Below are 24,137 nucleotides of genomic sequence, written 5' to 3' on the forward strand. Positions count from 1 at the left end.
CACAACTTTGTGCTGTTATTTGTGTATGGATCGATGGACTGCCATGTAATCAAAAAGTGACCTCTGAGCTTATATATATCAGAGATCGCTTTTTGATTGCAGTATTAAAGGGAATCCTGGAGAACGGCTTCTTTTATGCGTTCTTCTTCGATTTGCAGCCCCAGACGTGTCAGGCGGCGAATAATTGAGCTATAGCCGCGTTCGATCATCTGGGCGTTGTCGATGATGGTTTCTCCTTCAGCTACCGAGCCTGCGATGATCAGCGCGCTACCGGCACGCAAGTCGTGTGCCCACACGGTGGCTCCCGTAAATTGCGTGGGACCCGCTATGACGGCTGAGCCATCTTCGAGCTTGATTTTTGCACCCATATTGTTGAGATCGTTGGCGACGCCAAAGCGCTGGTCAAACAGCGTTTCACGGATGTATGAGGTACCTGAGGCCAGACAGGCCAGGGCCATCAGTGGCGATTGCAGGTCGGTTGGGTAGCCTGGAAACGGCCACGTGATCACGTTGACAGGACGTAGGGCACCACGGCGTTGTACGCGAATGACGGGTCCATCTTCCTGGAGCTCTACACCCATCTGCTCTAGTTTGGCGCGTACAACACCGAAGTGGCGCAGATTTGCACCAATCAGTGCTACATCACCCTGAGTGGCGGCCGCCATAATGGCCATTGTTCCGGCGTCGATGCGGTCAGGCATGATGGTATATTCAACGGCTGAAAGCTCTTTAACCCCTTCGATCTGGATGACGCCTGTGCCAACGCCAGAGATTTTTGCTCCCATTAAGTTTAAGAAATTGGCGACATTGGCGATCTCAGGCTCCAGAGCGGCATTCTCGATGATAGTTGTTCCTTCAGCCAGACATGCCGCAGCCATCAGATTTTCTGTTCCTGTGTGGCTGGGTGTATCTAAGTAAAGATAGGCACCTTTGGGTTTCTCCATATATACTGAAATGGCCTGTTCATCTTCTACCACTTCAGCTCCCAGGCGCACAAAACCACGATAATGGAAATCTAGGCTGCGCTTGCCCAGGTTACAGCCTCCCACCTTCTCAATGCTTACCTGGCCTGTGCGCATCATTACAGGCGGTAAGAAGAGTACTGAGCCCCGGATCAGATTGGTCAGCTCTGGCGGTAAAGCGCTGGATGTGATGTTTGAGGCATCAATGACCATCACCTGCTCTTCTTCATGTAACTTTATTTTGGCGCCTAGCGCGCGAGCAATCTCGATGGCCACATAAACGTCGTTGATCAACGGAACATTATGCAAGATGGTCTGCCCTCTTTTGGCGAGCAGAGAGGCGGCAATAATTGGTAATGCGGCATTTTTGGCCCCTTGAATAATAACCGTTCCTTCAAGGCGTTGTCCGCCGCGCACGTGATAGCGAACTGGTTGGCGTATCGACATAGAATTAGAATCCCCTTTAATGTATATGCATAATCTATGCGTATTTAGCATATCATATCGTTAGGAGTTAAATGAGAATCCCAGTATAAAGGCCTAGTAGTGGTCCCATCTGACGACAACCTTATGGGTAAACAAGTCGTAAATAAATAGAAAAAGATGATTTTCTCCGCTTTTAAAGATCGATCAGCAGAAAAAACGCCCTTTTTACAAGTCATTAGACAGAAAGTACTACATCGCCTTTAATAGAGAGTGACAGCCCTATACAGATATAGGTTTTTCAGGGGCTTCACCCCCTGAGACCCCCTGATGCCGCCTCATGCCAAAAGCGGGGATGCAAGGGGCGGCAAGCCCCTTGACTGGGGGCTCCGGGGGCTGCGCCCCCGGGCACTTCCTTCCCCCAGTGCTCCCGCAGGCAGCACTGAAATGTATACTATAATAGATCTGAATAACTTTTATTTTCTGGCAATTGGAAGCAGCATAAGAAGTGCAGGCTATTGGTCAAATGGATAAGGAGTTGATGAGTATGTTGTTGGCATCCCTGATTTCGCTGCAGGCATTGCAAGACGCTTTACATATAATTGGATATCCCGCTATTGCATTGTTTATCATGATTGAGTGTATCGGCATTCCAATACCAGGTGAAACCATGCTATTGCTGGCCTCATTTTATGCTGCTACAGATGATAAGTTACAAATTCCAATCGTCATTGCTTGTGCGGCCTTTGGCGCGATTATGGGCGACAATATTGGCTATTATATCGGCCGTACCGGCGGCCGGGCCTTTGTTGGCCGCTTTGGTCGTTATTTGTTTATCAGGCTCGAACACCTGGACCATGCAGAGCGTTTTTTTCAGCGTCATGGCGCCAAGACGGTTTTCTTTGGACGTTTTATCTCCATTTTGCGTATCTTTTCGGCGTTTCTGGCTGGCGTGAATCGTATGGAATGGCGTACATTCATGTTTTATAATGGTCTGGGTGGTATTGTCTGGGCCACTTATGTCGGTTTGCTTGGTTATATTGCTGGACGTTATTTTCACGAGCATTTTGATCAGGTTGAAGCGGTGGCTAGAACTGTAGGCTGGGCAGGATTTGCTATTGTCGTTATCATTACTATCGGCGTCGTTATCTTCGTCAAAAAGCGTATTACACATAGCATTGCGACTCCCGAAACTGTCGATAAGCCTAAAGAACATTCGCTCCGCTAAGTCCCCTATTTAAGTTGCAGACGCGTTATATACAAGGAGGATAGTTTATCTGGATTATGATATCGTCGTGTAAATAACTTATTTTAGCGTGGTTGTTGGATCAGGAGAGTAAGGATGAAAGTGCGTATTTTCGCGGTTGTACTGGTATGTGTGGTTGTATTGGTGGCCGGCGCTCTGCTCGCTAGCCTTTTTTTCTTCAAACCTGGAGAGACTGCGTCACAGGCTTTGATTGCTCAGACTAAGCTCCCTCGTCCTGATCATGTGGTGATTGTTGTTGAAGAGAATCATAACTATTCTGATATTATCGGCTCTGCCGAGGCTCCTTATATTAATTCGTTGACTAGTAATGGCGCCGTTTTTACTAATTTCCATGCTGAAACGCATCCAAGCCAGCCTAATTACCTGGCGCTTTACTCGGGTTCTACACAGGGTGTCACCAGTGATGCTTGCCCCAATACATTTTCTGGTCCAAATCTAGGTCAGTCGCTGCTTAACGCCCATCTCAGCTTTAAGGGCTATTCCGATAGTATGCCATCTGCAGCTTATACAGGATGCGCTGCTCCTGATTCCCTGGATGCCCTCTACGCACGTAAGCACAATCCCTGGGTAAATTTTACTAATGTTCCAGCGGGCAGTAATGTACCTTACACTCAATTTCCCACCGATTATAGCCAGCTTCCCACCGTTTCATTTGTGATTCCGAACCAGGTCCATGATATGCATTCCGCTTCGATCGCGGCAGGTGATACGTGGCTCAAAGATAATCTTGATGGCTATGCTCGCTGGGCCAACACGCATAATAGCCTGCTGATTGTTACCTGGGATGAAGATGATGGCTCCGATGTCAATCAGGTTCTGACTCTTATGAGCGGCTCGATGGTCAAACCTGGTCGATATAATGAAAATGTTAACCACTATAATTTGCTTCGCACCCTGGAAGATATGTATAAGCTTCCCCCCATCAATCAAAGCGCTACCGTGCCATCGATCACGGATGTCTGGCGCTAATTTTTTCCCTCTATTTAATCTTTTTTCTCATTTCTTTATGAAATTTTGAGACAAGAAATCTCACTTTTCAAGTAAAATAAAGGAAGGTGAGGCAATATATTAAAAATAAGGGGTAGGGTATGAATAAGATTACATTTCTATCTGGGCCGGAAAAAACTCCTTTAGAATTGAAAAATACGGCTGATCCTATACGGGATACAGCCGTATTTTTCAGTATGGCGGTGAATGCTGCTCAGATTATTGAGCCGCTCATTGCTGTACTTTCGGCTTCAAATGAACACAAGGGTAATAAGATGGATGTAAACGTTGTCTCAAGTGTTGTGTCTGCATTGAGGGAGTTGAATGATGCATGCGCGGTTGAGCCGTTGATTGCGGCCATCGAGAGGAGGGATGAGCAGACGCGTGCCGTCATTGCTCTCTCCCTGGGTAGTTTTGGCGATACACGCGCGGTTGAGCCATTGCTAAATCTTCTGCATGATGGTGAGCCCTTAATTCGTCGCGCGGCTGCTTGCGCTCTGGGTGATCTGGGCGATCGGCGCGCCGTTTTGCCTTTAATTGCATTGCTTACCGATCCTGATTTCGAGACTCGCGGTAGCGCTATCAAAGCTCTAGGATTACTTGGCGATCGGCGAGCAATTGAGCCTCTGTGCTCGTTGTTGCAACAAGATCAGATACCATGTCGACGTATATTTATTGTTGAGTCTCTGGATCGCCTGGGTGCTACGCAGGCGGTGGATTCGCTGATTGCGCTTTTGCAGGATCCACTTGAGGATGATGAGGTGCGGGCGCTCTCTATCGAAGCCCTGGGCCATTTAGGCGATAAGTGCGCCGTTCCATTTCTGCTTGCCGTCATAACAGACTCTGTAGCTGATGATGCCAATGAGATGCGCTGGCGCGCTGCCGTCGCTCTAGGACAACTTGGTGATCCTCGGGCTATCGACACACTCAGTAGATATCGTACAGATCCCGAACCAATTATGCGTATGGCGGTCATTGCTGCTTTGCGTCAGCTAGAAATTATCAAAGCCGTTGAAGCTGTGGCCGAGAACTTATAGATCATTTATATTTTTTGACTCCCTTCTATTTTGAAAATTTGAAAGCCAGGAAATAGAAGGGTTATTATGCCGGGACCCATTTCAAAATTGGTTACTATATAATGCAGCAAACCGTCTATGCATGTGAGCAGCTTAAAAAGGCTCTATAAACTTTCTATATAATACATGCACAATGTGCCATCTTTATTTCGTGTAAGAAGTGGAATTGGAAGATAGTTCTGAGGATATATACCATTGAGGAGCAATGGATGCTCCTTCTTCTGCATTGAATTGCTTGTACTTATCCCCTCTCTCCATCTCCTACTTGTTTGAAACGGCAAAAAGAGAGATATGAAAAATACTACCCTATCCGCCTGGCGCCAGCCGTTTGTGCGCGATCGTTTTACTTTGCTTGCTTATGCCTTGCTGGCTAGCTTTGCGTATTTGCAGGTTTCACCTGGCCCGCTGGTCCCATTTTTGCATACGGAGATGCACCTCAACTATACCATTGATAGCCTGCACATGAGTGGTATGGCGCTTGGCATGATTGTGGCTGGCCTGCTGGCAGATCGTGTGGCTGGTCGCTGGGGGCGCCGACTGACGTTCTGGGGCGGCGCCTTTGGTCTGCTGGCCGGTGCCTTGCTGGTCTTGTTTAGCCATCATCCTGTAGTCAGTATTTTTAGTATGTTTGTGATTGGCTTGCTGGGTACCTTTTTGATGATAACGATCCAGGCTTCTTTATCCGATCATCATGGAGAGCATCGGGCGACGGCGATTACTGAAGCCAATATGGTGGCCAGCCTGGGGGCTGGACTGGCTCCTATCTGCCTGGGTGGCATGGTGCTGATTGGGGCTGGCTGGCGCACTATGCTCTTTGTTCCAATGGTTATCGTGTTGCTACTGGCCCTCTTCTTTTTCAAGATTCCGGTGCCCGAAGCCCGATCGTTTGTACGTAGGCAAGAGGCCCGTGGACGTGTTAAGGTGCCAGGCGCTTTCTGGCTTTACTGGCTTGCTATGGTGATGGGAGTGGCCGCTGAGTGGAGCGTCTCTTTCTGGGGCTCTGGCTACTTAATCAACGTGGCCGGCATCGAGCGCACAAGCGCCGCGACGCTCATGAGCCTGTTTTTCCTGGCCGCCGTGATTGGTCGTTTTATTGGCAGTCGCCTGACACAGCGCATTGCCGTCGAAAAATTGCTCTTGCCCATGCTGATAGTGGCGATGCTGGGCTTTATCCTTTTCTGGCTCGGCCCATCAATTCCTCTGCATGTAATTGGATTGTTCGTGGCTGGTCTAGGCATCTGTAATCTCTTTCCGTTTACCTTCTCGGCTTCGGCCAATCGTATTCCACAGTACGCTGACCTGGCCAGTGCCCGTGCAGCATTTGGTGGTGGACTGGCTATGTTCTGTTCGCCCCTGGTGCTGGGACGCCTGGCGGACATTATGGGGCTGTGGCGCGCTTACAGCATTATTCTGGCCCTGTTCGTGCTGGTTGGCGTGTTTGTGGTGCTGGCTGCTCGTGCGACCGGTCAAATGAACTCACTGGCCATAGTATGCGAAGAGGTTTTAGAGGTAGAGGTGGCCGCAGATAATGCAGATCTGGTTATGGACCCTGCATAACCAATATAAATGACAGGTGACAGAATAATTTATACCTTGCCACCTGTCAGCACTATAAGCTACGCTTCATTTCTATAAATTCTCGCTCGCCATAGAGTTCGCTTCTCTGTATATAGCTTCCTGTCTGCTTGAATCCCACCTTTTCATACACTCGAATGGCCCGCTGATTGAATGGCAATACAAAAAGACGAACCTGTTTCGGAGCAAAGCGCTCTTTGACAAACGCCAGTATGGCTGCCACGAATTCTGCCCCCAGACCCTTGCCGGTTAAATCTGGTCGCATTCCCAGGCCAATGGCAATCGTCTGGTCCTCGTCGTAAATGGCTGGTATGGCACTCGACCAGACCAGGGCGGAGGTGCCAAAGCTGGCAAAGCCAATCAATTGCCCTTGCTCATCCTTGATCGTATAGTGCGGACTGCGTGGGTCCAGCATTTCCACTAAATTATCATTTGAATTGGCGCTCAAGTTATAGATTGCATATGGTTCCTCATAGTGCCACCGAGTTATGAGACGCACATCCTGTTCGGTCATTGGTGCGAACCTGAAAAGCTGCCATATCGATAATAGTTGTTGCAATTTCCACGTGCTAACTCCTTTAGCATTGAGGGTATTTGTATGGCTTATGTATCTATTCAAAGAAAATTTCTAGTAGTGAGGTTGGTCGAAGTGAGATTATATGGCGAAGTGCAGAAATAAACCTCGTATCTGCGTAGAGGTTTCGAGGCAACTTATACAGGAGTTATAGTGTTTGATGTAGATGAGATCCATCTCTCTGTTCTTTCCTTTATTGTTCTGCTTTCGTCAACAAGCTTACCCCGAGATAAGCACTTCTGTCAATATCCCAGAAATTATCAATTTTGAAGCATCTCGCCCCAACCCCACCGTCGGCGTCAAAAGGAAAATGTGGAAAGCTCTGGCCTGGCCAGGTTAATGGCTTGACTTTTTGAATCAACATATGGTACTGTTGCACTTGTAAGTACTACATGTTGTGCACTATCGCAATACAATAGAGAAAAGCTCATAGGGTTAGACTGTCGTGGTCTAGCTAAAATGGGGGAAGTCCGGTGTGATTCCGGCGCTGTCGCGCAACGGTAAGGCGTGGATGTTTGATCCGCCAAGCCCGAATGCCCACCTGTGATGCTATGGATTGATCCCTTCGCGTGAAAGGGTAAGACCAGCAGGGGCCTTTGTCTGCTTTGCTTGCGCATACTCGCCAGACACGTTTCGCCTTTTTGCCTGTCGGCCTGTTCTCGCCTGGGGAACAGGTTTTTTTGTTGTCTGTGGAGGTATGTTTTATGGCTTCAAGCCGATTTTCTGAGTCAACTATGGCGATGCCATCGACTGCTCTTGATGTGCTTGCGCTTATCGCTGAGGCGTGTCGCGATCTCGCTCCTGACGTGGATGAAGCGCACCTGTTAGCCAGTGTGCAGGCTAATATCTATCCGGGGGCCTCACGGGATGAGGTCTGGCAGGCTCTGGTGATGTCTGCGCGAGCTTCTATTGAGTTGGAGCCCGCCTACACGTTTGTGGCGGCTCGCTTCCTGTTGCTCTCTCTTTATAACTCGCTATTAACTCCTGGCGAGCTTCAACCGGGGCTGCAGGACTCCTTTGCTCTCTATGCTGGCTATTTCGCAGCCTATGTGCGGCGCGGCGTTGAAACGCTGCTGCTCGATCCTCGCCTGGCCGACTTTGATCTCTCCGTGCTTGCCAGCGCGATCAAGCCCGAGCGTGATCTGCTCTTTGCTTATCCTGGCTTGCAGACTCTATATGATCGTTATCTTTTGCAGCACGATGGCCTGCGCTTTGAGCTACCCCAGTTGCTCTGGATGCGCGTGGCTATGGGCCTGGCCCTGCATGAAGAGCAGAAAGAATTGCGGGCGATTGAGTTTTATGAGCTGATTTCGCAATTTTATTTCACTCCCGCTACGCCTACGCTCTTTAATGCTGGTACATGCCATCCTCAACTTTCATCCTGCTATCTGACTACGGTGCAGGACGATCTGTGGCATATCTTTAAAAGTATACAGGACAATGCCTTGCTTTCAAAATGGGCCGGTGGACTTGGTAACGATTGGACAAACATACGGGCGTCCGGTTCTCATATCAACGGTACTAATGGTACCAGCCAGGGCATTATCCCGTTCCTCAAGGTGGTGAATGATACTGCAGTAGCGGTCAATCAAGGTGGCAAGCGCAAAGGAGCCGTCTGTGCTTACCTGGAGAACTGGCACCTGGATATTGAGGATTTCCTGGATCTGCGCCGCAATACCGGCGATGAGCGGCGTCGCACTCATGATATGAATACGGCCTGCTGGATCTCTGATGAGTTTATGCGCCGCGTGCAGCAGGGCGAGCAATGGACACTATTTAGTCCTGATGAGGTGCCTGATCTGCATGAGCTCTATGGGGAGGCTTTCACCCGACGTTATCGTGAGTATGAGCAGCTGGCGGATAGTGGACAGCTAAAGCAGTTCAGACGTTTGCCTGCGCTGGACCTGTGGCGCAAGATGCTGACCCGGCTGTTTGAGACGGGACATCCCTGGCTGACCTGGAAGGATGCGGCCAATGTGCGCTCTACCCAGGATCATGCTGGTGTGATTCATAGTAGCAATCTGTGTACCGAGATTCTACTGAATACTTCACAGGATGAGACAGCTGTTTGTAATCTTGGTTCGCTCAATCTGGCGGCCCATCTTGCCGCTGGACAGTTGGATCTGCCTCGTTTGCGTGCGACTATTTCTACCGCGGTGCGTATGCTGGATAATGTGATCGATCTTAACTATTATCCCACTCCAGAGGCACACCAGGCCAATCTGCGTCATCGTCCGATTGGCCTGGGCTTGATGGGTTTTCAGGATGCTCTCTTCCAGCTAGGAATCAGCTATGCCAGCCAGGCAGCGGTTGAAATCGCTGATCAAAGTATGGAGGCTATCTCCTATTATGCCTTCTTAGCTTCTACTGAACTGGCGGCGGAGCGTGGTTGCTATTCCAGCTATCAGGGATCTAAATGGCAGCGTGGCCTGTTACCCCTGGATAGCATTGCTCTACTGGAGCAGGAGCGTGGCGAGCCGCTTGAGATGAATCGTACCTCGCATCTGGATTGGCAGGTTGTGCGCGCCGCTATCCAGCAGCATGGTATGCGCAATAGTAACGTGCTGGCCATTGCTCCCACCGCCACTATCTCCACCATCGTTGGTGTCAGCCAATCAATTGAACCGGAGTACAAAAATTTGTATGTCAAGAGCAATCTCTCCGGTGAATTCACTACTATTAATACTTTTCTGGTGAATGACCTGAAGAAAGCGGGACTGTGGGACGCTGAGATGCTTGAAATGTTGAAGTATTATGATGGCTCGCTGGCAGTGATGACGCAGTTGCCCTCAGAGCTCAGGCAGCGCTATCGGACCGCGTTTGAAATCGATGCTACCTGGCTGATTGAGTGCGCTAGCCGACGTCAAAAATGGATCGATATGGGTCAGTCGCTGAATCTCTATCTGGTCGAGCCAGGCGGCAAGAAACTGCACGATATCTATACCCTGGCCTGGCGTAAAGGATTAAAAACGACCTACTATTTGCGTACTGTAGCCGCTACACAGATCGAAAAATCGACTATCGACGTTAACCGCTGGGGTATTCAGCCGCGCTGGATGAAGCATAGCAGCCCTTCTAGCACTATTCAGGTGACACGTGAATCTGCAGCTAAACCACTTGCCTGCTCACTTGATGATCAGTGCGAGGCATGCCAGTAAATTTTGTGGCTGGAAAAGAGGATTGAAAATGAATTCTTTGTTTGAGGATAGGTCGTTGACGGAACAGAAACAGTTGTTGAACGGCAAGCAGGTGACCGTTAATCAACTGCTGCCCCTGAAGTATCATTGGGCCTGGGAGCACTATCTGAATGCCTGCGCCAACCATTGGATGCCCAATGAAGTACCTATGAATAAGGATATCGAGACCTGGCGCAGCCATTCCCTGACCGAGGCTGAACGACTGGTAATTATGCGTAATCTGGGCTTTTTTGCTACCGCTGAAAGCCTGGTAGGCAATAACCTGGTTCTGGCTATTTTTAAGCATATTACCAATGCCGAATGCCGACAGTACTTGTTGCGCCAGGCTTTTGAAGAGGCGGTCCATTCGCACGCTTTTCTCTATATCGTTGAGAGCCTGGGACTCAATGAGCGCGAAGTTTTTACAATGTATCATGCCATTCCAGCTATCGCGCGTAAGGATGCCTTCGAAATGAATTTGACAGCGGCGCTACTGGATCCGCATTTTGCGACGGAAACGCTGGAGGGTGCTCAAACTTTCTTGAAAAATCTGATCGGCTATTATGTGATCATGGAGGGTATCTTTTTTTATAGCGGATTCGCAATGATTTTATCGTTTCATCGTCGCAATAAAATGACCGGCATTGGTGAGCAGTTTCAGTATATCTTGCGCGATGAGACTATCCATCTCAACTTCGGTATTGATCTAATCAATGGCATTAAAGCTGAAAAGCCTGAAATCTGGACCTCTGCTTTTCAACAACATATCCTGGCTCTGATTCAAGAAGCGGTGGAGCTAGAGATTGCTTATGCGCAAGATTGTTTGCCGCAGGGCATCTTGGGTTTGCAGCCCGGGGCGTTTCAACATTATGTTCAGCATATCGCTGATCGGCGTTTGGAGCGTATTGGCCTGCCAGCGCAGTATCATGCTCCCCATCCTTTTCCCTGGATGAGCGAGACCATTGATTTGAGCAAAGAGAAGAATTTCTTTGAAACCAGAGTGACTGAATATCAGGCCGCTTCTACACTGCGCTGGGATTAGACAATATGAGGAACACTGGCGAGTTCTACGGAAAGTAGAACTCGCTGCTTTTTTAATTGCCACGCATGGCGCGGTCAATTGCCTCGGGAGTTGATGGCAGGAAATGATCCCAGGCACTGGTTTGCCAGTCGTCAACACGTTCTCCCTGTGGTACCCACTCGGGGAGCGGCATCAGCAGATGCTCGGAGAGGGAAATCAGGAATGGTTCGTAGGTACTGCGAATCTCCGCCAGGCGGCGCTCGGCGCTTTCTTCATGCTTGAAAACTAATCCAGCTTCGGCTAGCTGCTCACGCAGCTCGACGAAATCTTCCGAGGATAACCTTTTGGCGTTCCTGATTGGTGGGGTGCCATAGGTTTGTGCCAGGTCGACAGCTGCGTGGCGGGCAACGGCGAAGGCGAATTTCATGGGTTTGACAGGCAGGTTTTCAATGCCAACCAGGGCCAGTGCGCTGACATCTAACACGGTTGTGAGGGCTCCCAACCAGGATTGGCGCTCATGTTGCGAGCGGTAATAGGTCAGGACTGGATACGAGATATGGCTTTCTAGCAGGTCTGCGCACCATTTTTCCCATTCGCGCATGAATTGTAATAATTCGTCTGGATAATTGCTGTTCGCGTGCCGTTTGAGCAGTTCCAGCGCTCCTGGAGGTGAGCCTGCACGTGCATCCAGCAGCGTAATATTGGTTTCGCGGCGGGAAAAGGCCTGGTAGATTACGGGCAGATATCCGATAATCAATGCCAGGAAGGCCAGCCCAAATCCTGCTTCTATGGCTACTAATCCCCTGCCCATACTGGAGAGTGGAATGACATCACCCAATCCAAGCGTCACAAATGTTGTGCCGCTCATGTATACATAGGTGGCGAAGGATATTGATGTATCGGGTGAATGGAGCGGTGAGTTGAGCCCCCATTGAAGCAAGGCAAAACTAAAGACAAATCCAGACGCCCACACAGCCAGGAGGAGAAGCAGGGAGAGGGGGCCATAGTAACTTAAAAATTGCCCGCGCCGACCATTCGGGCGCATTTTACGTGCCAGGCTCGACCACAATTGCCATGTAGTACTGTAAAAAAGCCGTGCCAGGCGAAACTTTCGTGCCACGCGCCTGGGAAGGATCACGGTCTCAAAACCATCTTGCGCAATCACCAGAATAAGTAATATGCCAATAATGATTGCAATAATCCGCATAAGTTGTCCTCGTTTACACTGTTTGAGTTATTTGCTCACATCTTTGTTCAGTCTGTTCAATCAGCCTGACTAGCTCAATCTGTCATATGTATTGTATTCATCTCCATGATGCGTTGTCTAGCTACTCAAGTGAGATCACTTTGTGATGTCAGGCAGGGGTTTTTGAGCATTGCGGATCGTCTTTTATAGTAAAGACAGTATGTTCTAGCGTAGCCTGATAGCTATCGCGGCTCCACAGTTTCGCGTCGGATTGGGGCGAGCCGCCTATGATCTCCATTTGTTAACCTGGGTGACGCAATCATCCCCGGCTTCCTCGCTGGCAAGCCGGGGATGATGCTGGTGCCACTGGTAAAGAAGAGGTTTGACTGCTGCTTTTCAATGATTTAGCCAGTGTTATCTTGTCCCTGTACGATTTCAAACAGGAACCACTTGCGGCGCTCGGCTTGATTTAGTAAATCTTCCAGTGCGTTGGCGGTCGCGCTATCGTGATTGCGTTCTACAATTTCGATTGCTGCGCGCAGCATTTGTGCCGAATGCGTGTTATCATTCATTAAACGTTTAGCCATTTCACCAGGCGGTACGAATTCATCGTTGTCATCTTGAATAGTTTGTAGCTGGCTAATATGCTTGATACTACGGATCGTGGTGCCGCCGATGCGCCTGACCCGTTCCGCCATCACATCGATTGATTCCAATATGTCTTCCGCTTGCTCATCGAACAGGAGGTGATAATCGCGGAAATGTGAGCCAGACAGGTGCCAGTGAAAATTCTTGGTTTTTGTGTAAAGAGCAAACGCGTCCGCGATTAGCGGATTGAGAACGGTGGTTACGGCCTGTACCTCTTCTGACGTTAAGTCTGTCACTGTAGCAAGTTGGGCCGCGCTCGCTTTATACTGGGCCGTTGTATGCCTGGCGGTTGACTTATCTTTCGTTGTCATCAGTTTGACCCTTTCTCAATATCATAAGACCATTGCATGGCTTAAAATTTCCTGTCCAGCTAATGCTCTATATAAATGTGATCCCTTCTGATGGGTTTACCTTCTCTTGATGGCGGTTTGCGACACGCTGTTCATTACACGGCTTTGAAATGAGATGGGTGACAACTGCTGATAGGTATCGCTAGATTGTCGCAATTTTGTCGCAATATTTGGAAATAGCCGCGCGAGATGGTGTGCAGGAGTTTATCAACCGGCGCTTTGCGGCTATAATTGTATTAACTACAACAGGTAAAAAATAGAGAGAGTATAGATGACAACAATATTGCTGGTTGAAGATGAAGCTGATCTGGCTCAGGTTGTTTTGCGTGAACTGGCTGCCTCCGGCTATTCAACGCTACATGCCAGCGATGGCCTCAATGCGGTCAAAGTTCATAAAAGCTCGCAGATAGACCTGGTGATTCTGGACTGGATGTTGCCTGGATTGAATGGTTTGGATGTACTGAGGCAGATCAGGCAGGTAGCTTCAACGCCTGTGTTGATGTTGACGGCGCGCAGCGAAGAAGCGGATCGTGTGGTTGGTCTGGAGGTAGGGGCGGATGACTATTTGACGAAGCCATTTAGCGTGCGTGAGTTAATTGCGCGTGTACGCGCGCTTTTACGCCGCAATGAGTTGATTTTGCAGACATTGAATGCTGATCGCAGCGATGCTGCTGCCATGCTGGTGCAGGGCCCGCTCCGGCTTAATCCCCAGACGCATGTGGCAACATTGGATGGAACCTTATTAGATTTGAGCCCTACTGAATTTAATTTATTGCAGTTGTTGTTGCGCAGTCCCGGCCGTGCTTTTAGTCGCGCCTATCTAATCGAGACAATCTGGAGCGAGACGTATGTTGGAGGGGATCGCTCGGTGGATAATGTGGTGCTGCGTTTGCGTAAGAAATTAGGTAAGGTTGGGGATGCTATCGAGACTGTCTGGGGTGTCGGTTATCGTTTGAGACAAGACGGTCTGGAACGCTCTTAAAAGCATATAAGTTAAAGAATATCTGGTGTTCTATGATGAGTAAACAAGCATGGCGGCGGAACATCTTTTTGCGTGCATTTGTCTGGCGCTCTTTGCTAGAGATGCTGATTATTCAGAGTGCTATAGCGCTGATAATGCCGGCGCTCTCACCGCTCACTGAAAGCCACAAGCCTGCGATCAATGCTGTGGCCCAGTTTTTCACGCTCTACATCCTGTTTTCGCTTCTCTGGCTGGCTTTTCGCTGGCACCTACGCCCGGCTCATCGTACCGTCTGGCATCAGCTATTGGTCGAGATTGAAGTAGCTGGTGTTTTGTTATTTGAACTCTTCTTCAGTGCTTTGTTTTTTCTCTGGCTATTTCATCAGTTTAACTTTATCGCTCTGGTCATTGCAAATCCGCAAAATAAGCTTCCCCTCATTGCCATTGCTTTATTGGGTTGCATTGGCTTTTTCTCATTACGTATTGTGTTACACATGCTGGGGTTTTGGGATCGCTTGCGCCTGAAGCGTTTGCGCTGGGCGGTCACACATTCGCATTTAATGGTGGTGGTTATCGGCGCTGGCTTTATCAGTGTCGTGATCGTATTTCTACTTCTGGTGCTGGATGCCGGTACGCTTTTTACAGATACCAGGCCTCTCTATTTGATCATTTCCTTTCTGTTTATCATGTTTATGTGTACCGTCTTTACGGTGGCCTGTGTCTTGCCGCCATCTATTCTGTCCTCTTACATCTTTACACGTCGTATAACCAGGCGTATCGAGCAGCTCGCTCAGGCGACCAGTATGCTGCGCGGTGGAAATTACAGCATTCGTGTGAATGTTGAGGGTGAAGATGAAATTGCTCATCTGCAGGCTGACTTTAATGCGATGGCTTCAGCCCTTGAGCGTACCATGCTTGAGCTGAAAGAGGAGCGCGATAATGTACAGACGCTCCTCAATGCGCGCCGGGAGCTCATTGCCAGTGTTTCTCATGAACTGCGCACTCCGGTGGCTACTGTTCGTAGTTACCTGGAGTCTAGTCTGGCGAACTGGCAGCAGGATCAGCCTCCAGCTACTTTGAAGCAAGATATGCAGACGATTGAGCAGCAGACTATACGTCTGCAGTCATTAATCAATGATCTGTTTATGCTGTCTCGTGCCGAGGTTGGTCGCCTGGAGATGCGCTGTGAGCCAACCAATATCGAGTTATTGGTTACGCGCGTGGTAGAGATGATTGCTCCTATCGCGTGGCGGGGTAGTCGTGTTGAGGTAGTGGCGGAAGTGGCTCCTATCAGCCCGGCTTTTCCATATGCTCTGGTGGATCGTGATCGGCTGGAACAAATCTTGCATAATTTAATCCATAATGGTATACGGCATACGTCTCCCGGTGGTATTATTGCGGTTGCTGCCCATGCGAATGCGCAGCAGGTGATTTTGCAGGTGAAAGATACTGGTGAAGGTATTGCACCAGAAGATATCACCAAAATCTGGGACCGTTTTTATCGGGCCTCAAATGCTCAATATGGCAGTGGGACCGGTCTGGGTCTGGCTATTGTGAAGGAACTATCCGAGGCAATGGGCGGCTCGGTGGCGGTTGAAAGCGTGCCTGGACAGGGATCTTGCTTTACGATTTGTTTTCCCCGTGCCCAGGCTCCCGATGATATGACTGTTAGAGACATTTTTGTACATGAACCATCCGTCAAAACACGCCCTCTCCCATTGCCTTGATAGTAGGTGCGCCCCTTGTGGGCGCTTTTACCCTTCACGCTCGAAAAAGAAACAATAATAACGTTATGTATCGAGTCAAATCGCTCCCAAAAGGATCGTTACGTTTCCCATAGCCATGGGAAACGGAGGCTCTCTTAAGGGCAATGGATGTGTTCTTTGATCTCCTCAACTGGCTCGGCCAGGGGCCGTGGGACCATGGCTGCGAAGTAGTCCAATAATAGCCTATGCACAAAGATGTATCCTCCACCCACTTTGCGTAAGAGAATACGTTCGGTCGCAAAATCAAGAAACTTTGCATAATTCCGTGGCATGGCTTCGCTACGCCAGAGAAGGACGCGTAGGACTATATGTTGGATGCAGGCCCAGCCGCCAATTAAGAGCCCGACCAGCAAACCGCAGGATGGCCCGATGTAGAGTGCATTGTGTAAGCCAAAGTTCAATACCTCGTTGACACCTTCATCGAGCAATATATTGAGTTGTTGACTTGATTCGTTGCTTAACATCATCCCCAGACCCTGGCTTAACAAATAGTAGGATCGCGTAAAAACGAGTAACATTAAGATCTGTATACTCCAGGTGGCACACGTGCAAATGAGTCCTACAATTAATCCATTGCGTGCTGAACGGCCAATACCTTGATTTGGTGTCAGGCGACGATGTTCCTCTAGTTTGTGATTAGAAAGGCCGTTTAACAATCCCAAAATAAATCCATAGCTCAGTCCAATACTCAATCCTGTACTTAGTCCGAAGCCGAGGCCGACCAGGGCGCGATAAATAAGCTCGGCGACATTGCCCAGGGCGAGGAGATTCTTGAGTTCGAAGCTCAAGCTGCGCGCTAGCGCTACACTGGGGCCAAAGATTAAGGCGTTGCTCAGACCGATGCTCAGTCCGACTAAACCACTTACCAGCAGGCTCTGTTTTATATAACGTGTACTGAGCAGTCCTTTGAGCAAGTTTCTTGGATGCCAGGTAATGATCTCGGTTAGCTGGATAGTCGGACTCCTTTGTGAGAAAAAGAGAAGGAGGAGTAATGAAATCAGGCCAAAGCTAATACCAATGATTGAGCCGAAGCCAATACCAATGATTGGTCCGATCAGGAAGCCAAAGCTGAGTCCGGTGCTCAGGCCGATTAATGTGCCAATCAAGATACTTTGTTTGATTAAATTATAGGTTCTACGTTTGCCGTTGTTGTTGGCTACCGGCGCCAGTAAAATACTTAAGAGCGTGCTGGTGAGACCAAGGGCCCCCCCAATGATGATGCCTTTTAGTGGATCGTGCCAGGTATAGCCTCCGGGAACGAGGATGGTAATCAGGGTTATACTCAGGCCATTGCGGGCTGGTCCGTGGCTGATGAGCTGATACAACCAGCCTGTCCAGCCTTGCCTGATCGGTGGCGTTGTTAATTCTGGTAGCGGCTCAAGTGTTCTGCCACTCAATAGACCGCCCAGCAATCCTCCCATTAAGCCATAGATAGTGCGTATCGTTACAGTTAAGCTGCCTAGAAAGAGCAGGCTGACGACCAGACTGATCAAGACGCCAACGCAGCTGCCAATCAGTTGTATCGCCAGGCGTTCATAGATGCGTTGCGTACGCGGTTCTTCTAGCCAGTCTGGTTGGATATGTTCAATGTAAAAGACGCTTTGATTTTGCCGCTTCATTTGCCGGGCGAGATAGGCCAGCCATTGAATGGTCTGGGTGGGTGGATGGCTGGTTGACGTTCCACGGCGAGTTAACATGCGTTGCACATAGGTGGCGAAAATCTGTTGCCGCTTGTTCTCCATGGTGTCATTTTGCAGAATCTCGTCCAGTGGCATGCCGTGATAGGCCAGTGCAAGCACACTGAGCATCAGGGGCGTAGTGGCCAGCTCTTGTAGATAGAAGTCCTGTTGGAGCGCGACTCTCAGGGCTTCCAGGGGCTTGCCAACGTTTTTGAGGTACTGTTCGATTTGCCGTGGGGTCAATGGCTGTATAACCACTGCCATTTGCAGGCTCAGTTGCGTCGATAATGTGTGGTATTCCGCGCTGCGGCTGCATACCACTATTGGCACCAGGCCGTGTTTCTGGCGAAAAGCATTGATGGCATCAATGCAGGCTGCCCGATGGATGGCGCTGACTTCATCAAGTCCGTCCAATAACAGCAGGATGCCTTCGGTGTCGATCCAATTCTGTCCTACTTTGCGTGGCACCTGATATTTATCGTGTAGCTCATCGATTAACCAGTCACGCAAGGAAAGGCGCCTGGCTGCCCATGAGGAGAGATTGAAAACGACGGGCAATAGATGATTTTCGTCTTGTTCGGCCCGGTTGAGCAGGTGGCGCGTCAGTTCCAGCAGAAGTGTGGTCTTGCCTGCGCCGGGCTCTCCCAGTATGAGGAGGGCGCCGTCGGCTTCGTCATAGACCTGCGTAATTGAGGTCTGCGCGGGTAGCGTTCTTTTGGCCTGGGCCGACTCCTGTAAAAGATGCCAGGGGTTAATCAATGCATCTGGCCGTGTCTGTAATCCTAATTCGATCAGAGTAGAGTGATGCAGTGAATGTTCGAGCACATCAGTAATCCAGAAGCGCCTGACACGCTTGAGTAAATGCAGGCGATTATTTTTTTCCTGCGGATGGCGAGCGGTTTTTATATTCCTGAATACTGTATTATTAATACTTGCTGGATAATATAGTGGTGTCTTCTCATTCTGGGGGATTATGGTCTGATCCTGGATACTGGATGCTCTGCTTGCATGCTGTGAATACTGCCCCAATAGTCCGGTGAATGGCATCGCTGTTTTTTGTCTGTCGCCAGGTGTTCGCAGCAGCGTCTCTTCACCGCCCGCTATGGTCTTGTAAATATCTTCTTCCACGCCAGGTCTGTTATATACTGGTGCATTTTGTAAGGGAGAGACGAGCCCGAGCGCGTAGGCATCCATTTGAAAGATGGTGCATAGTGCCCGGCAGTAGCGCGGGGTCGGTAAGAGTATCCCTTGCTCCCAGTATTCCACGATGATTGGATCAGGTTTGCCTGGCCCGAAATCTTGTAGGTGATTGATATACCTGGCAACGTCTTCAAGCGTCCAGCAGCGTCGCTCTCTTTCTTGTTTAAGTTTGTGGTTTGGTGCTATCATTTCTCTTGGACAAATTTCTTTTCCCATCCCTTTCTTCCTCCTTACACATTGCCCTTGAGGTGTTCCTCCACCCTGTGCCCTTCTGCTATACAGTGTTTGTTTTTTACGCACTCATTGAACGATGCAAAATCATTATAGCATGCTGACCGTTGTTAAGTCTTTGTTGGTCCTATCTTTCCTATATGATAGCACTTTTATATCTTGTATATCTGGTATAATATTCCTACTCACTTATGAAACCGTTTTGAATCATTGTATAGTGTATTCAAAAGGCCAGGATTGTATTGATCACTTAAAGCATGTTGAAAAAGAATTTTACTAGAAATTATACTGTAACATGTAGTAGTGATCTTTTCAAAGGGGATGTGAAGCGATGATAGGAGAGGGGCATAAAACAACGGTTGGCATACCGCGGCAGGTAATTCCAGCTTCCTGGTATCGCGCCCTTACGTTGCCTGAGCGCATTGCTTTATGGCAAACAGATGATAAGAAAAGGGTCGCCTCTGATCATCTCAATACTGATCTGGCGGCGAGTAAGTTGCGCTGGTGGCAGGAACTGCCAGCTTTTCAACAGGGAAGCCAGTTTGCTCAGCGCCTGGCTATCGATGGGCTCTCGGAAGAAGATCTCCTCTATCTGCTGGCTGAACCTATTGAAGCAGTACAGCAGCGATTTTCGGGCGATTTGATCTGGTTAGATAAGTTGATGCAGGCTTTCTCCATGGATGATAAGGACATGCCGTGTCCTCTTCCACCTATGCGGAGAGAAGAAGGAATTGACTTACTCGTTCATGCGGTTCGCCCCCTCTTACGTAGCGCCTGGAAGCGCGTCTATGTAGAAGTACAAATTCTATTACAGCGTCAGCAAAACCCTCCGTTCGAGCCCCTGGTTGTGATGACTCAGCTGTTCCAACACCTACCCGGTCAACTGCTGCTTAAGGTAAGTAAAGTGCTGGCTCTTGAGCTAAATGTGATGCGCCTGGAGGGACGTTTGCGGGGTGAGACGCCTGAGGAGCGCTTCGCTTTTTTCGCGGATTGGTGTAGTCAGCCACAGGTTATGCTTTCGATTCTGACCAGATATCCGGTTCTGGCTCGTCAGTTGATGGCCCATCTCGATCAGTGGCGTGAAACTTCGCTGGAGTTCCTGCAGCGCCTGTGCGCCGATTGGAAAGAAATTCGCGCGCTCTTTTCTCCCGAAACTGATCCCGGTTTTCTGGTTGAGGTGTTAAGCGGGACAGGAGATGTCCACCGAGGTGGCAGAAGCGTTTTCCTTTTGCGGTTTCATTCCGGGTTGCGCCTGGTCTATAAACCCAGGTCCCTGTCGATTGATACTCATTTTCAAGCATTACTACAGTGGCTGAATGTGAGAAGTAAGTTGCCTCCGTTCCGCTTATTATGTTTGCTGGATAAAGGTACATATGGATGGTCCGAGTTTATTGAAGCCCATGATTGTAGTGAACCAGAACAGGTTGAGCGTTTCTATATTCGACAAGGAGCATACCTGGCTCTCTTGTATATGTTATCAGCGACCGATGTCCATGCGGAAAATCTGGTGGCTGCTGGCGAGCAGCCAGTATTAGTTGATTTAGAGGCGTTGTTTTGCCCACGTATCCGTCAACAGAAGGACGCGGCATCCACCTGGACTGATGTCGATGAGGCGCTGCAGTCGTCTGTCCTTTCGGTGGGTTTGCTGCCCTATCGCTTCTGGTCTAATGAGCAGGTGCCCGGTATGGATATGAGTGGCATGAGCGATCTACAGGGGCAGGTGGTCCCGGTGGCGATGCCGATGTGGGCTCACGTGGGTACGGATCAGATGCGCGTCATTCGCGATTTTGCAACGCTGGGAGGCCGCCAGAATCGCCCGCGTTTGCAAGGTCGGTCGGTAGACCTCTGTTCCTATCAGCACTGTATTGTGTTTGGTTTTGTCTCTATGTATCGACTGCTGGTTGCCTGCCGCGAAGAGTTGTTGCGCGCTGTGTTGCCGCGCTTTGCGCGTGACGAGATACGAGTGATTTTAAGGCCAACTATGGCCTATAGCCTGGTGTTACAGGAAAGCTTTCATCCGGATGTGTTACGCGATGCGCTTGATCTCTATCGCTATATGGATCGTTTATGGGCGATTACACTTCAACAGCCGCATATGGCCAGTGTCATTGCTGCTGAACAGGCGGATCTCCTTTCAGGTGATATACCTTTTTTCCTGACGCGGGTTTCTAGCTATGATCTTTATACTAGCCGGGGAGAACAGATGACGGCTTTCTGCTCGCATAGCGGTATGGATATGGCCGTGCAGCGCTTACAGAAATTGGATGATACTGACTTGATGCGGCAAGTCTGGATCATTCAGGCTTCGCTGGCTTCTATTACGGAGCAGGAGCTCCATTTTCAGCCTCCAACCCTGCAATTGCACGCTCCTACCGCTCCTGCTACCCCTGAGCGTTTGCGGGCGGCTGCCAGGTCGATTGGGCGCCGCTTGGATACCCTTTCATTTCGCCATGACTCTGCGTTTAGTTGGTTAAGTTTATCGCCAGGCTTGCATCGTGAGTGGTATATCGGTGCCGTTGGCTATGATTTATACAATGGCCTTGCGGGCCTGGCCTTTTTTCTAGCTTACCTGGGAGAATGCGAAGCGCATGCAGAATCGACCGCTATGGCCCGCGCTATTGTTTTCTCCCTGTGTCAGCAGTTGGAACCGTCATCATCTTCACAACTTTTGATGCAGGGCGTGGGCGCTTTTGGTGGCTGGGGATCACTGCTATACCTTTTCTCCCATCTGCTTGCGCTTTGGAATGAGCCCTGGTTGGTGACAGGGGTGGAGCGCGTGCTTGAACAGATAGAGCTATTGATTGAGCACGATCAACAGCTCGATGTTGTGCATGGTTCGGCCGGCTGCTTGTTAGCTCTGATGAGCTTATATTCGGTACTGCCTACAGCACGTGTGCTGGCGAACGCCATTCGTTGTGGTGATCATCTGCTACAAGCGCTGGATCTGAACTCACCAGCTATTCCGGTAGCAGTTTTGCTCCAAAAAGGCCTGTTAACCGGATATGCACATGGCGCCGCTGGCATGGCTCTGAGTCTGGTGAAGCTATCCGTTGTTTGCCAGCAAGAGAGATTTCGTATAGCTGCTTCTGCCTTGCTCTCTTTTGAGCGTCAATTGTTTTCTAGTGCCCACAACAACTGGCCCGATTTGCGGCCTGCGCCGGTTGGTGCTGATCAGTCGTTAGCAAACGCTGCATCACGTTTTGTTGTCGCCTGGTGCCATGGCGCGGCTGGTCTGGGCTTGAGTCGGATGGAGCTATTGCGCTATGACGATAATGCCATATTACGTCAGGAAGTGGATATAGCTCTCAAAACGACTCTGAAGGAGGGATTTGGTTTTAATCATTCGCTTTGTCATGGGGATCTGGGCAACCTGGAATTGCTCCTGACTGCGACACAACGTCTGGGCATGACTCAATATTTGGAGCCACTTACTCAACTGACTGCAATGCTGCTTGAATGTGGTGAGCGCACTGGTTGGGTGAGTGGTCTTCCTCTCGGTGTCGAGACTCCTGGGATGATGCTGGGGCTGGCTGGTATCGGTTACGAATTGTTGCGTTTGGCGCAACCTCAAGTCGTGCCGAATCTGCTTCTCCTGGCTCCTCCTGTGCGTACGATGCCCGAATAGGGTTTATTGTACGGGTGTCGATGCATTTCTTTCTTGTGTCTGGCTTTGAGGCCTTTCGTTGTATGTAATGTAGCCTATATGTTGTAATGTTGGAAATAAGTTTTTTTTGTTTCCATGCGGAAAGGATGTTCCTATGTCTTCTGTAGATGTTGTGCGCGCCTGGACGGATGAAGCATATCGCCGCAGTCTGGGGCCCGCTGAATTGGCGCAACTACCTGCCAATCCGGCGGGCGAGATTGAGCTGATTGATGCCGACCTGGCGACGATCTGTGGCGGAGATGGTATCGGCCTTGGCATTGGTATCGGTCTTGATCGCTCACATGACCAACAATTTTCGCTCGGCTGTTCGGCTGACTGTCTGAAATCTTCGTATTGTTTTACATTCGGGCCGTGTTGTTAAAATGCGGCAGTGGCGATCTATTACAGAGATCAATGTATTAGATGTGTTGGCACTGTTCACTTTGTTCTGTGCGGATGCATTCTGTTGCAGCCGCACAGGTTTTGTGCGCTGCTTAGTTTCTCATAGAGGGGATGCCCAGGAAGTTGAGTACGTGTTTATTGAATAAAGGCGCTTGCTCAAACATACATACGTGGCCTGCGCGGGCTAGTACGACGAGCTGGGCCTGAGGTATTTCCTTGATGAGTAGCTGGCCTAGCTCTGCTGGTACAAGAGTGTCGTGTTTGCCCCATACTAGCAGGGTTGGCATGCTGAGGGTGCTGATATGTTCATAATTGTCCTGGGCCATGAGCTGGCGGGCCGCATTGAGGAGAGTGAGGGGTCCGGTACGCATGGCATCGTAGGTGAGAATAGGCCAGAAGGCGGGTGAGGTGTGGGTGATGCCGAGGCATAATGGTAACAGGTAGTGGCGCATCTGGCGCTCGGGCGGCATAAATGCTGGCGCTACTAAGACCAGTTTCCCTACCACATCCGGACGCCGGGCGGCCAGTTCGGCACAGATAAAACCTCCCATTGAGTGTCCGATAAAATGCGCCCTGGAGAGCTCTACCTTTTCCATCCATTGCAAGAGCCATGAGGCTGTTTTCGTCAACTGAAAATATCGACGGTCCTGGCGCATCGAGCCGAATCCTGGTAGGTCGATGAGGTAGAGGCGATAGTGTTGTGCCAGTGGTGCGATGTTGCGCGTCCACCAGTAGCTGGAGGCACTTAATCCATGTACCAGTACAATTGCTTCCCTGGGTGTTTCCTGACCTTCTGGCTGCGTATCCACCAGCTGATAGTGTACAGGACGCTCTTCTATAAAAACTGTATGGCTGACAATTTTTTTATGCATTTTCATTTGAAATCTGTTTACACCTGCTCACACTACAAAATAAGTCCTGACAAACTGAACCCTCACAATAATAGTACTCCTACGCTGCCATAAAAAACAGCTCGGGCGCGCATGCGCCCGTCCACAAGGGAACAACAT

16 protein-coding genes and 1 riboswitch are annotated in these 24,137 nt (G+C 49.6%); of the genes, 10 read left to right on the forward strand and 6 right to left on the reverse strand.

From position 1 onward, the window contains the following. Window positions 1-104: 104 nt before the first annotated feature. Window positions 105-1,403, reverse strand: a complete 1,299-nt coding sequence (gene murA / locus JMI88_RS07685) for a UDP-N-acetylglucosamine 1-carboxyvinyltransferase (RefSeq protein WP_373323798.1) — start codon at window positions 1,401-1,403, stop codon at window positions 105-107. 529 nt (window positions 1,404-1,932) lie between these two features. Between murA and JMI88_RS07690 the strand changes: the two genes are divergently transcribed. The 4 genes from JMI88_RS07690 to JMI88_RS07705 all read left to right on the forward strand — a co-directional run bounded on the left by JMI88_RS07690 (window position 1,933) and on the right by JMI88_RS07705 (window position 6,272). Next, entirely contained in the window at window positions 1,933-2,613 is a 681-nt protein-coding gene (locus JMI88_RS07690) for a DedA family protein (RefSeq protein ID WP_201361226.1), read from the forward strand. Window positions 2,614-2,727: 114 nt separating this feature from the next. Next, window positions 2,728-3,621, forward strand: a complete 894-nt coding sequence (locus tag JMI88_RS07695) for an alkaline phosphatase family protein (protein WP_201361227.1) — start codon at window positions 2,728-2,730, stop codon at window positions 3,619-3,621. Between the two features lie 119 nt (window positions 3,622-3,740). After that, entirely contained in the window at window positions 3,741-4,676 is a 936-nt protein-coding gene (locus tag JMI88_RS07700; protein ID WP_201361228.1) for a HEAT repeat domain-containing protein, read from the forward strand. Between the two features lie 330 nt (window positions 4,677-5,006). Beyond that, complete coding sequence (locus JMI88_RS07705) at window positions 5,007-6,272, forward strand: MFS transporter (RefSeq protein ID WP_201361229.1); 1,266 nt, start codon at window positions 5,007-5,009, stop codon at window positions 6,270-6,272. A gap of 52 nt (window positions 6,273-6,324) precedes the next feature. Here the strand turns inward: JMI88_RS07705 and JMI88_RS07710 are convergent, their stop codons facing one another. Beyond that, the gene (locus JMI88_RS07710; protein WP_201361230.1) at window positions 6,325-6,804 is read right to left on the reverse strand and encodes a GNAT family N-acetyltransferase; all 480 of its coding nucleotides are present in this window, start codon (window positions 6,802-6,804) and stop codon (window positions 6,325-6,327) included. 474 nt (window positions 6,805-7,278) lie between these two features. Further along, window positions 7,279-7,423: riboswitch (cobalamin riboswitch) on the forward strand. Between the two features lie 145 nt (window positions 7,424-7,568). Between JMI88_RS07710 and JMI88_RS07715 the strand changes: the two genes are divergently transcribed. Beyond that, window positions 7,569-10,022, forward strand: a complete 2,454-nt coding sequence (locus JMI88_RS07715) for a ribonucleoside-diphosphate reductase subunit alpha (protein ID WP_201361231.1) — start codon at window positions 7,569-7,571, stop codon at window positions 10,020-10,022. 28 nt (window positions 10,023-10,050) lie between these two features. Then, window positions 10,051-11,082: a ribonucleotide-diphosphate reductase subunit beta gene (locus tag JMI88_RS07720; RefSeq protein WP_201361232.1), complete on the forward strand. Its 1,032-nt coding sequence runs from the start codon at window positions 10,051-10,053 to the stop codon at window positions 11,080-11,082. Window positions 11,083-11,134: 52 nt separating this feature from the next. Here the strand turns inward: JMI88_RS07720 and JMI88_RS07725 are convergent, their stop codons facing one another. Further along, a complete protein-coding gene (locus tag JMI88_RS07725) occupies window positions 11,135-12,268 on the reverse strand; it encodes a potassium channel family protein (RefSeq protein WP_201361233.1) in 1,134 nt (377 codons plus the stop codon). A 383-nt stretch (window positions 12,269-12,651) separates the two neighbouring features. After that, window positions 12,652-13,206: a Dps family protein gene (locus JMI88_RS07730; protein WP_201361234.1), complete on the reverse strand. Its 555-nt coding sequence runs from the start codon at window positions 13,204-13,206 to the stop codon at window positions 12,652-12,654. 310 nt (window positions 13,207-13,516) lie between these two features. On the opposite strand from JMI88_RS07730, the gene JMI88_RS07735 reads away from it, so the two are divergent. Further along, window positions 13,517-14,227 (forward strand): response regulator transcription factor, encoded by a 711-nt coding sequence (locus tag JMI88_RS07735; RefSeq protein ID WP_201361235.1) that lies wholly within the window; start codon window positions 13,517-13,519, stop codon window positions 14,225-14,227. A gap of 32 nt (window positions 14,228-14,259) precedes the next feature. Then, window positions 14,260-15,933, forward strand: a complete 1,674-nt coding sequence (locus tag JMI88_RS07740; RefSeq protein ID WP_201361236.1) for a sensor histidine kinase — start codon at window positions 14,260-14,262, stop codon at window positions 15,931-15,933. Between the two features lie 134 nt (window positions 15,934-16,067). Here the strand turns inward: JMI88_RS07740 and JMI88_RS07745 are convergent, their stop codons facing one another. Continuing rightward, window positions 16,068-19,067, reverse strand: a complete 3,000-nt coding sequence (locus JMI88_RS07745; protein ID WP_201361237.1) for an NACHT domain-containing protein — start codon at window positions 19,065-19,067, stop codon at window positions 16,068-16,070. Between the two features lie 346 nt (window positions 19,068-19,413). Between JMI88_RS07745 and JMI88_RS07750 the strand changes: the two genes are divergently transcribed. Further along, window positions 19,414-22,707 (forward strand): type 2 lanthipeptide synthetase LanM family protein, encoded by a 3,294-nt coding sequence (locus tag JMI88_RS07750; protein WP_201361238.1) that lies wholly within the window; start codon window positions 19,414-19,416, stop codon window positions 22,705-22,707. Between the two features lie 133 nt (window positions 22,708-22,840). Then, window positions 22,841-23,107, forward strand: coding sequence for a mersacidin/lichenicidin family type 2 lantibiotic (locus JMI88_RS07755; RefSeq protein ID WP_201361239.1), 267 nt, complete (start codon window positions 22,841-22,843; stop codon window positions 23,105-23,107). A gap of 112 nt (window positions 23,108-23,219) precedes the next feature. Here JMI88_RS07755 and JMI88_RS07760 read toward each other — a convergent pair whose 3' ends face one another. Next, window positions 23,220-24,005: an alpha/beta fold hydrolase gene (locus JMI88_RS07760; protein ID WP_201361240.1), complete on the reverse strand. Its 786-nt coding sequence runs from the start codon at window positions 24,003-24,005 to the stop codon at window positions 23,220-23,222. Window positions 24,006-24,137 lie beyond the last annotated feature (132 nt).

This window comes from Dictyobacter formicarum, from assembly GCF_016587435.1.

Excerpts from the sequence above, each read along its gene's own strand:
- JMI88_RS07690 (WP_201361226.1), top strand. The coding sequence starts at position 1,933 with ATGTTGTTGGCATCCCTGATTTCGCTGCAGGCATTGCAAGACGCTTTA.
- JMI88_RS07695 (WP_201361227.1), top strand. The coding sequence starts at position 2,728 with ATGAAAGTGCGTATTTTCGCGGTTGTACTGGTATGTGTGGTTGTATTG.
- JMI88_RS07700 (WP_201361228.1), top strand. The coding sequence starts at position 3,741 with ATGAATAAGATTACATTTCTATCTGGGCCGGAAAAAACTCCTTTAGAA.
- JMI88_RS07705 (WP_201361229.1), top strand. The coding sequence starts at position 5,007 with ATGAAAAATACTACCCTATCCGCCTGGCGCCAGCCGTTTGTGCGCGAT.
- JMI88_RS07710 (WP_201361230.1), bottom strand. The coding sequence starts at position 6,804 with ATGACCGAACAGGATGTGCGTCTCATAACTCGGTGGCACTATGAGGAA.
- JMI88_RS07715 (WP_201361231.1), top strand. The coding sequence starts at position 7,569 with ATGGCTTCAAGCCGATTTTCTGAGTCAACTATGGCGATGCCATCGACT.
- JMI88_RS07720 (WP_201361232.1), top strand. The coding sequence starts at position 10,051 with ATGAATTCTTTGTTTGAGGATAGGTCGTTGACGGAACAGAAACAGTTG.
- JMI88_RS07725 (WP_201361233.1), bottom strand. The coding sequence starts at position 12,268 with ATGCGGATTATTGCAATCATTATTGGCATATTACTTATTCTGGTGATT.
- JMI88_RS07730 (WP_201361234.1), bottom strand. The coding sequence starts at position 13,206 with ATGACAACGAAAGATAAGTCAACCGCCAGGCATACAACGGCCCAGTAT.
- JMI88_RS07735 (WP_201361235.1), top strand. The coding sequence starts at position 13,517 with ATGACAACAATATTGCTGGTTGAAGATGAAGCTGATCTGGCTCAGGTT.
- JMI88_RS07740 (WP_201361236.1), top strand. The coding sequence starts at position 14,260 with ATGATGAGTAAACAAGCATGGCGGCGGAACATCTTTTTGCGTGCATTT.
- JMI88_RS07745 (WP_201361237.1), bottom strand. The coding sequence starts at position 19,067 with ATGGGAAAAGAAATTTGTCCAAGAGAAATGATAGCACCAAACCACAAA.
- JMI88_RS07750 (WP_201361238.1), top strand. The coding sequence starts at position 19,414 with ATGATAGGAGAGGGGCATAAAACAACGGTTGGCATACCGCGGCAGGTA.
- JMI88_RS07755 (WP_201361239.1), top strand. The coding sequence starts at position 22,841 with ATGTCTTCTGTAGATGTTGTGCGCGCCTGGACGGATGAAGCATATCGC.
- JMI88_RS07760 (WP_201361240.1), bottom strand. The coding sequence starts at position 24,005 with ATGAAAATGCATAAAAAAATTGTCAGCCATACAGTTTTTATAGAAGAG.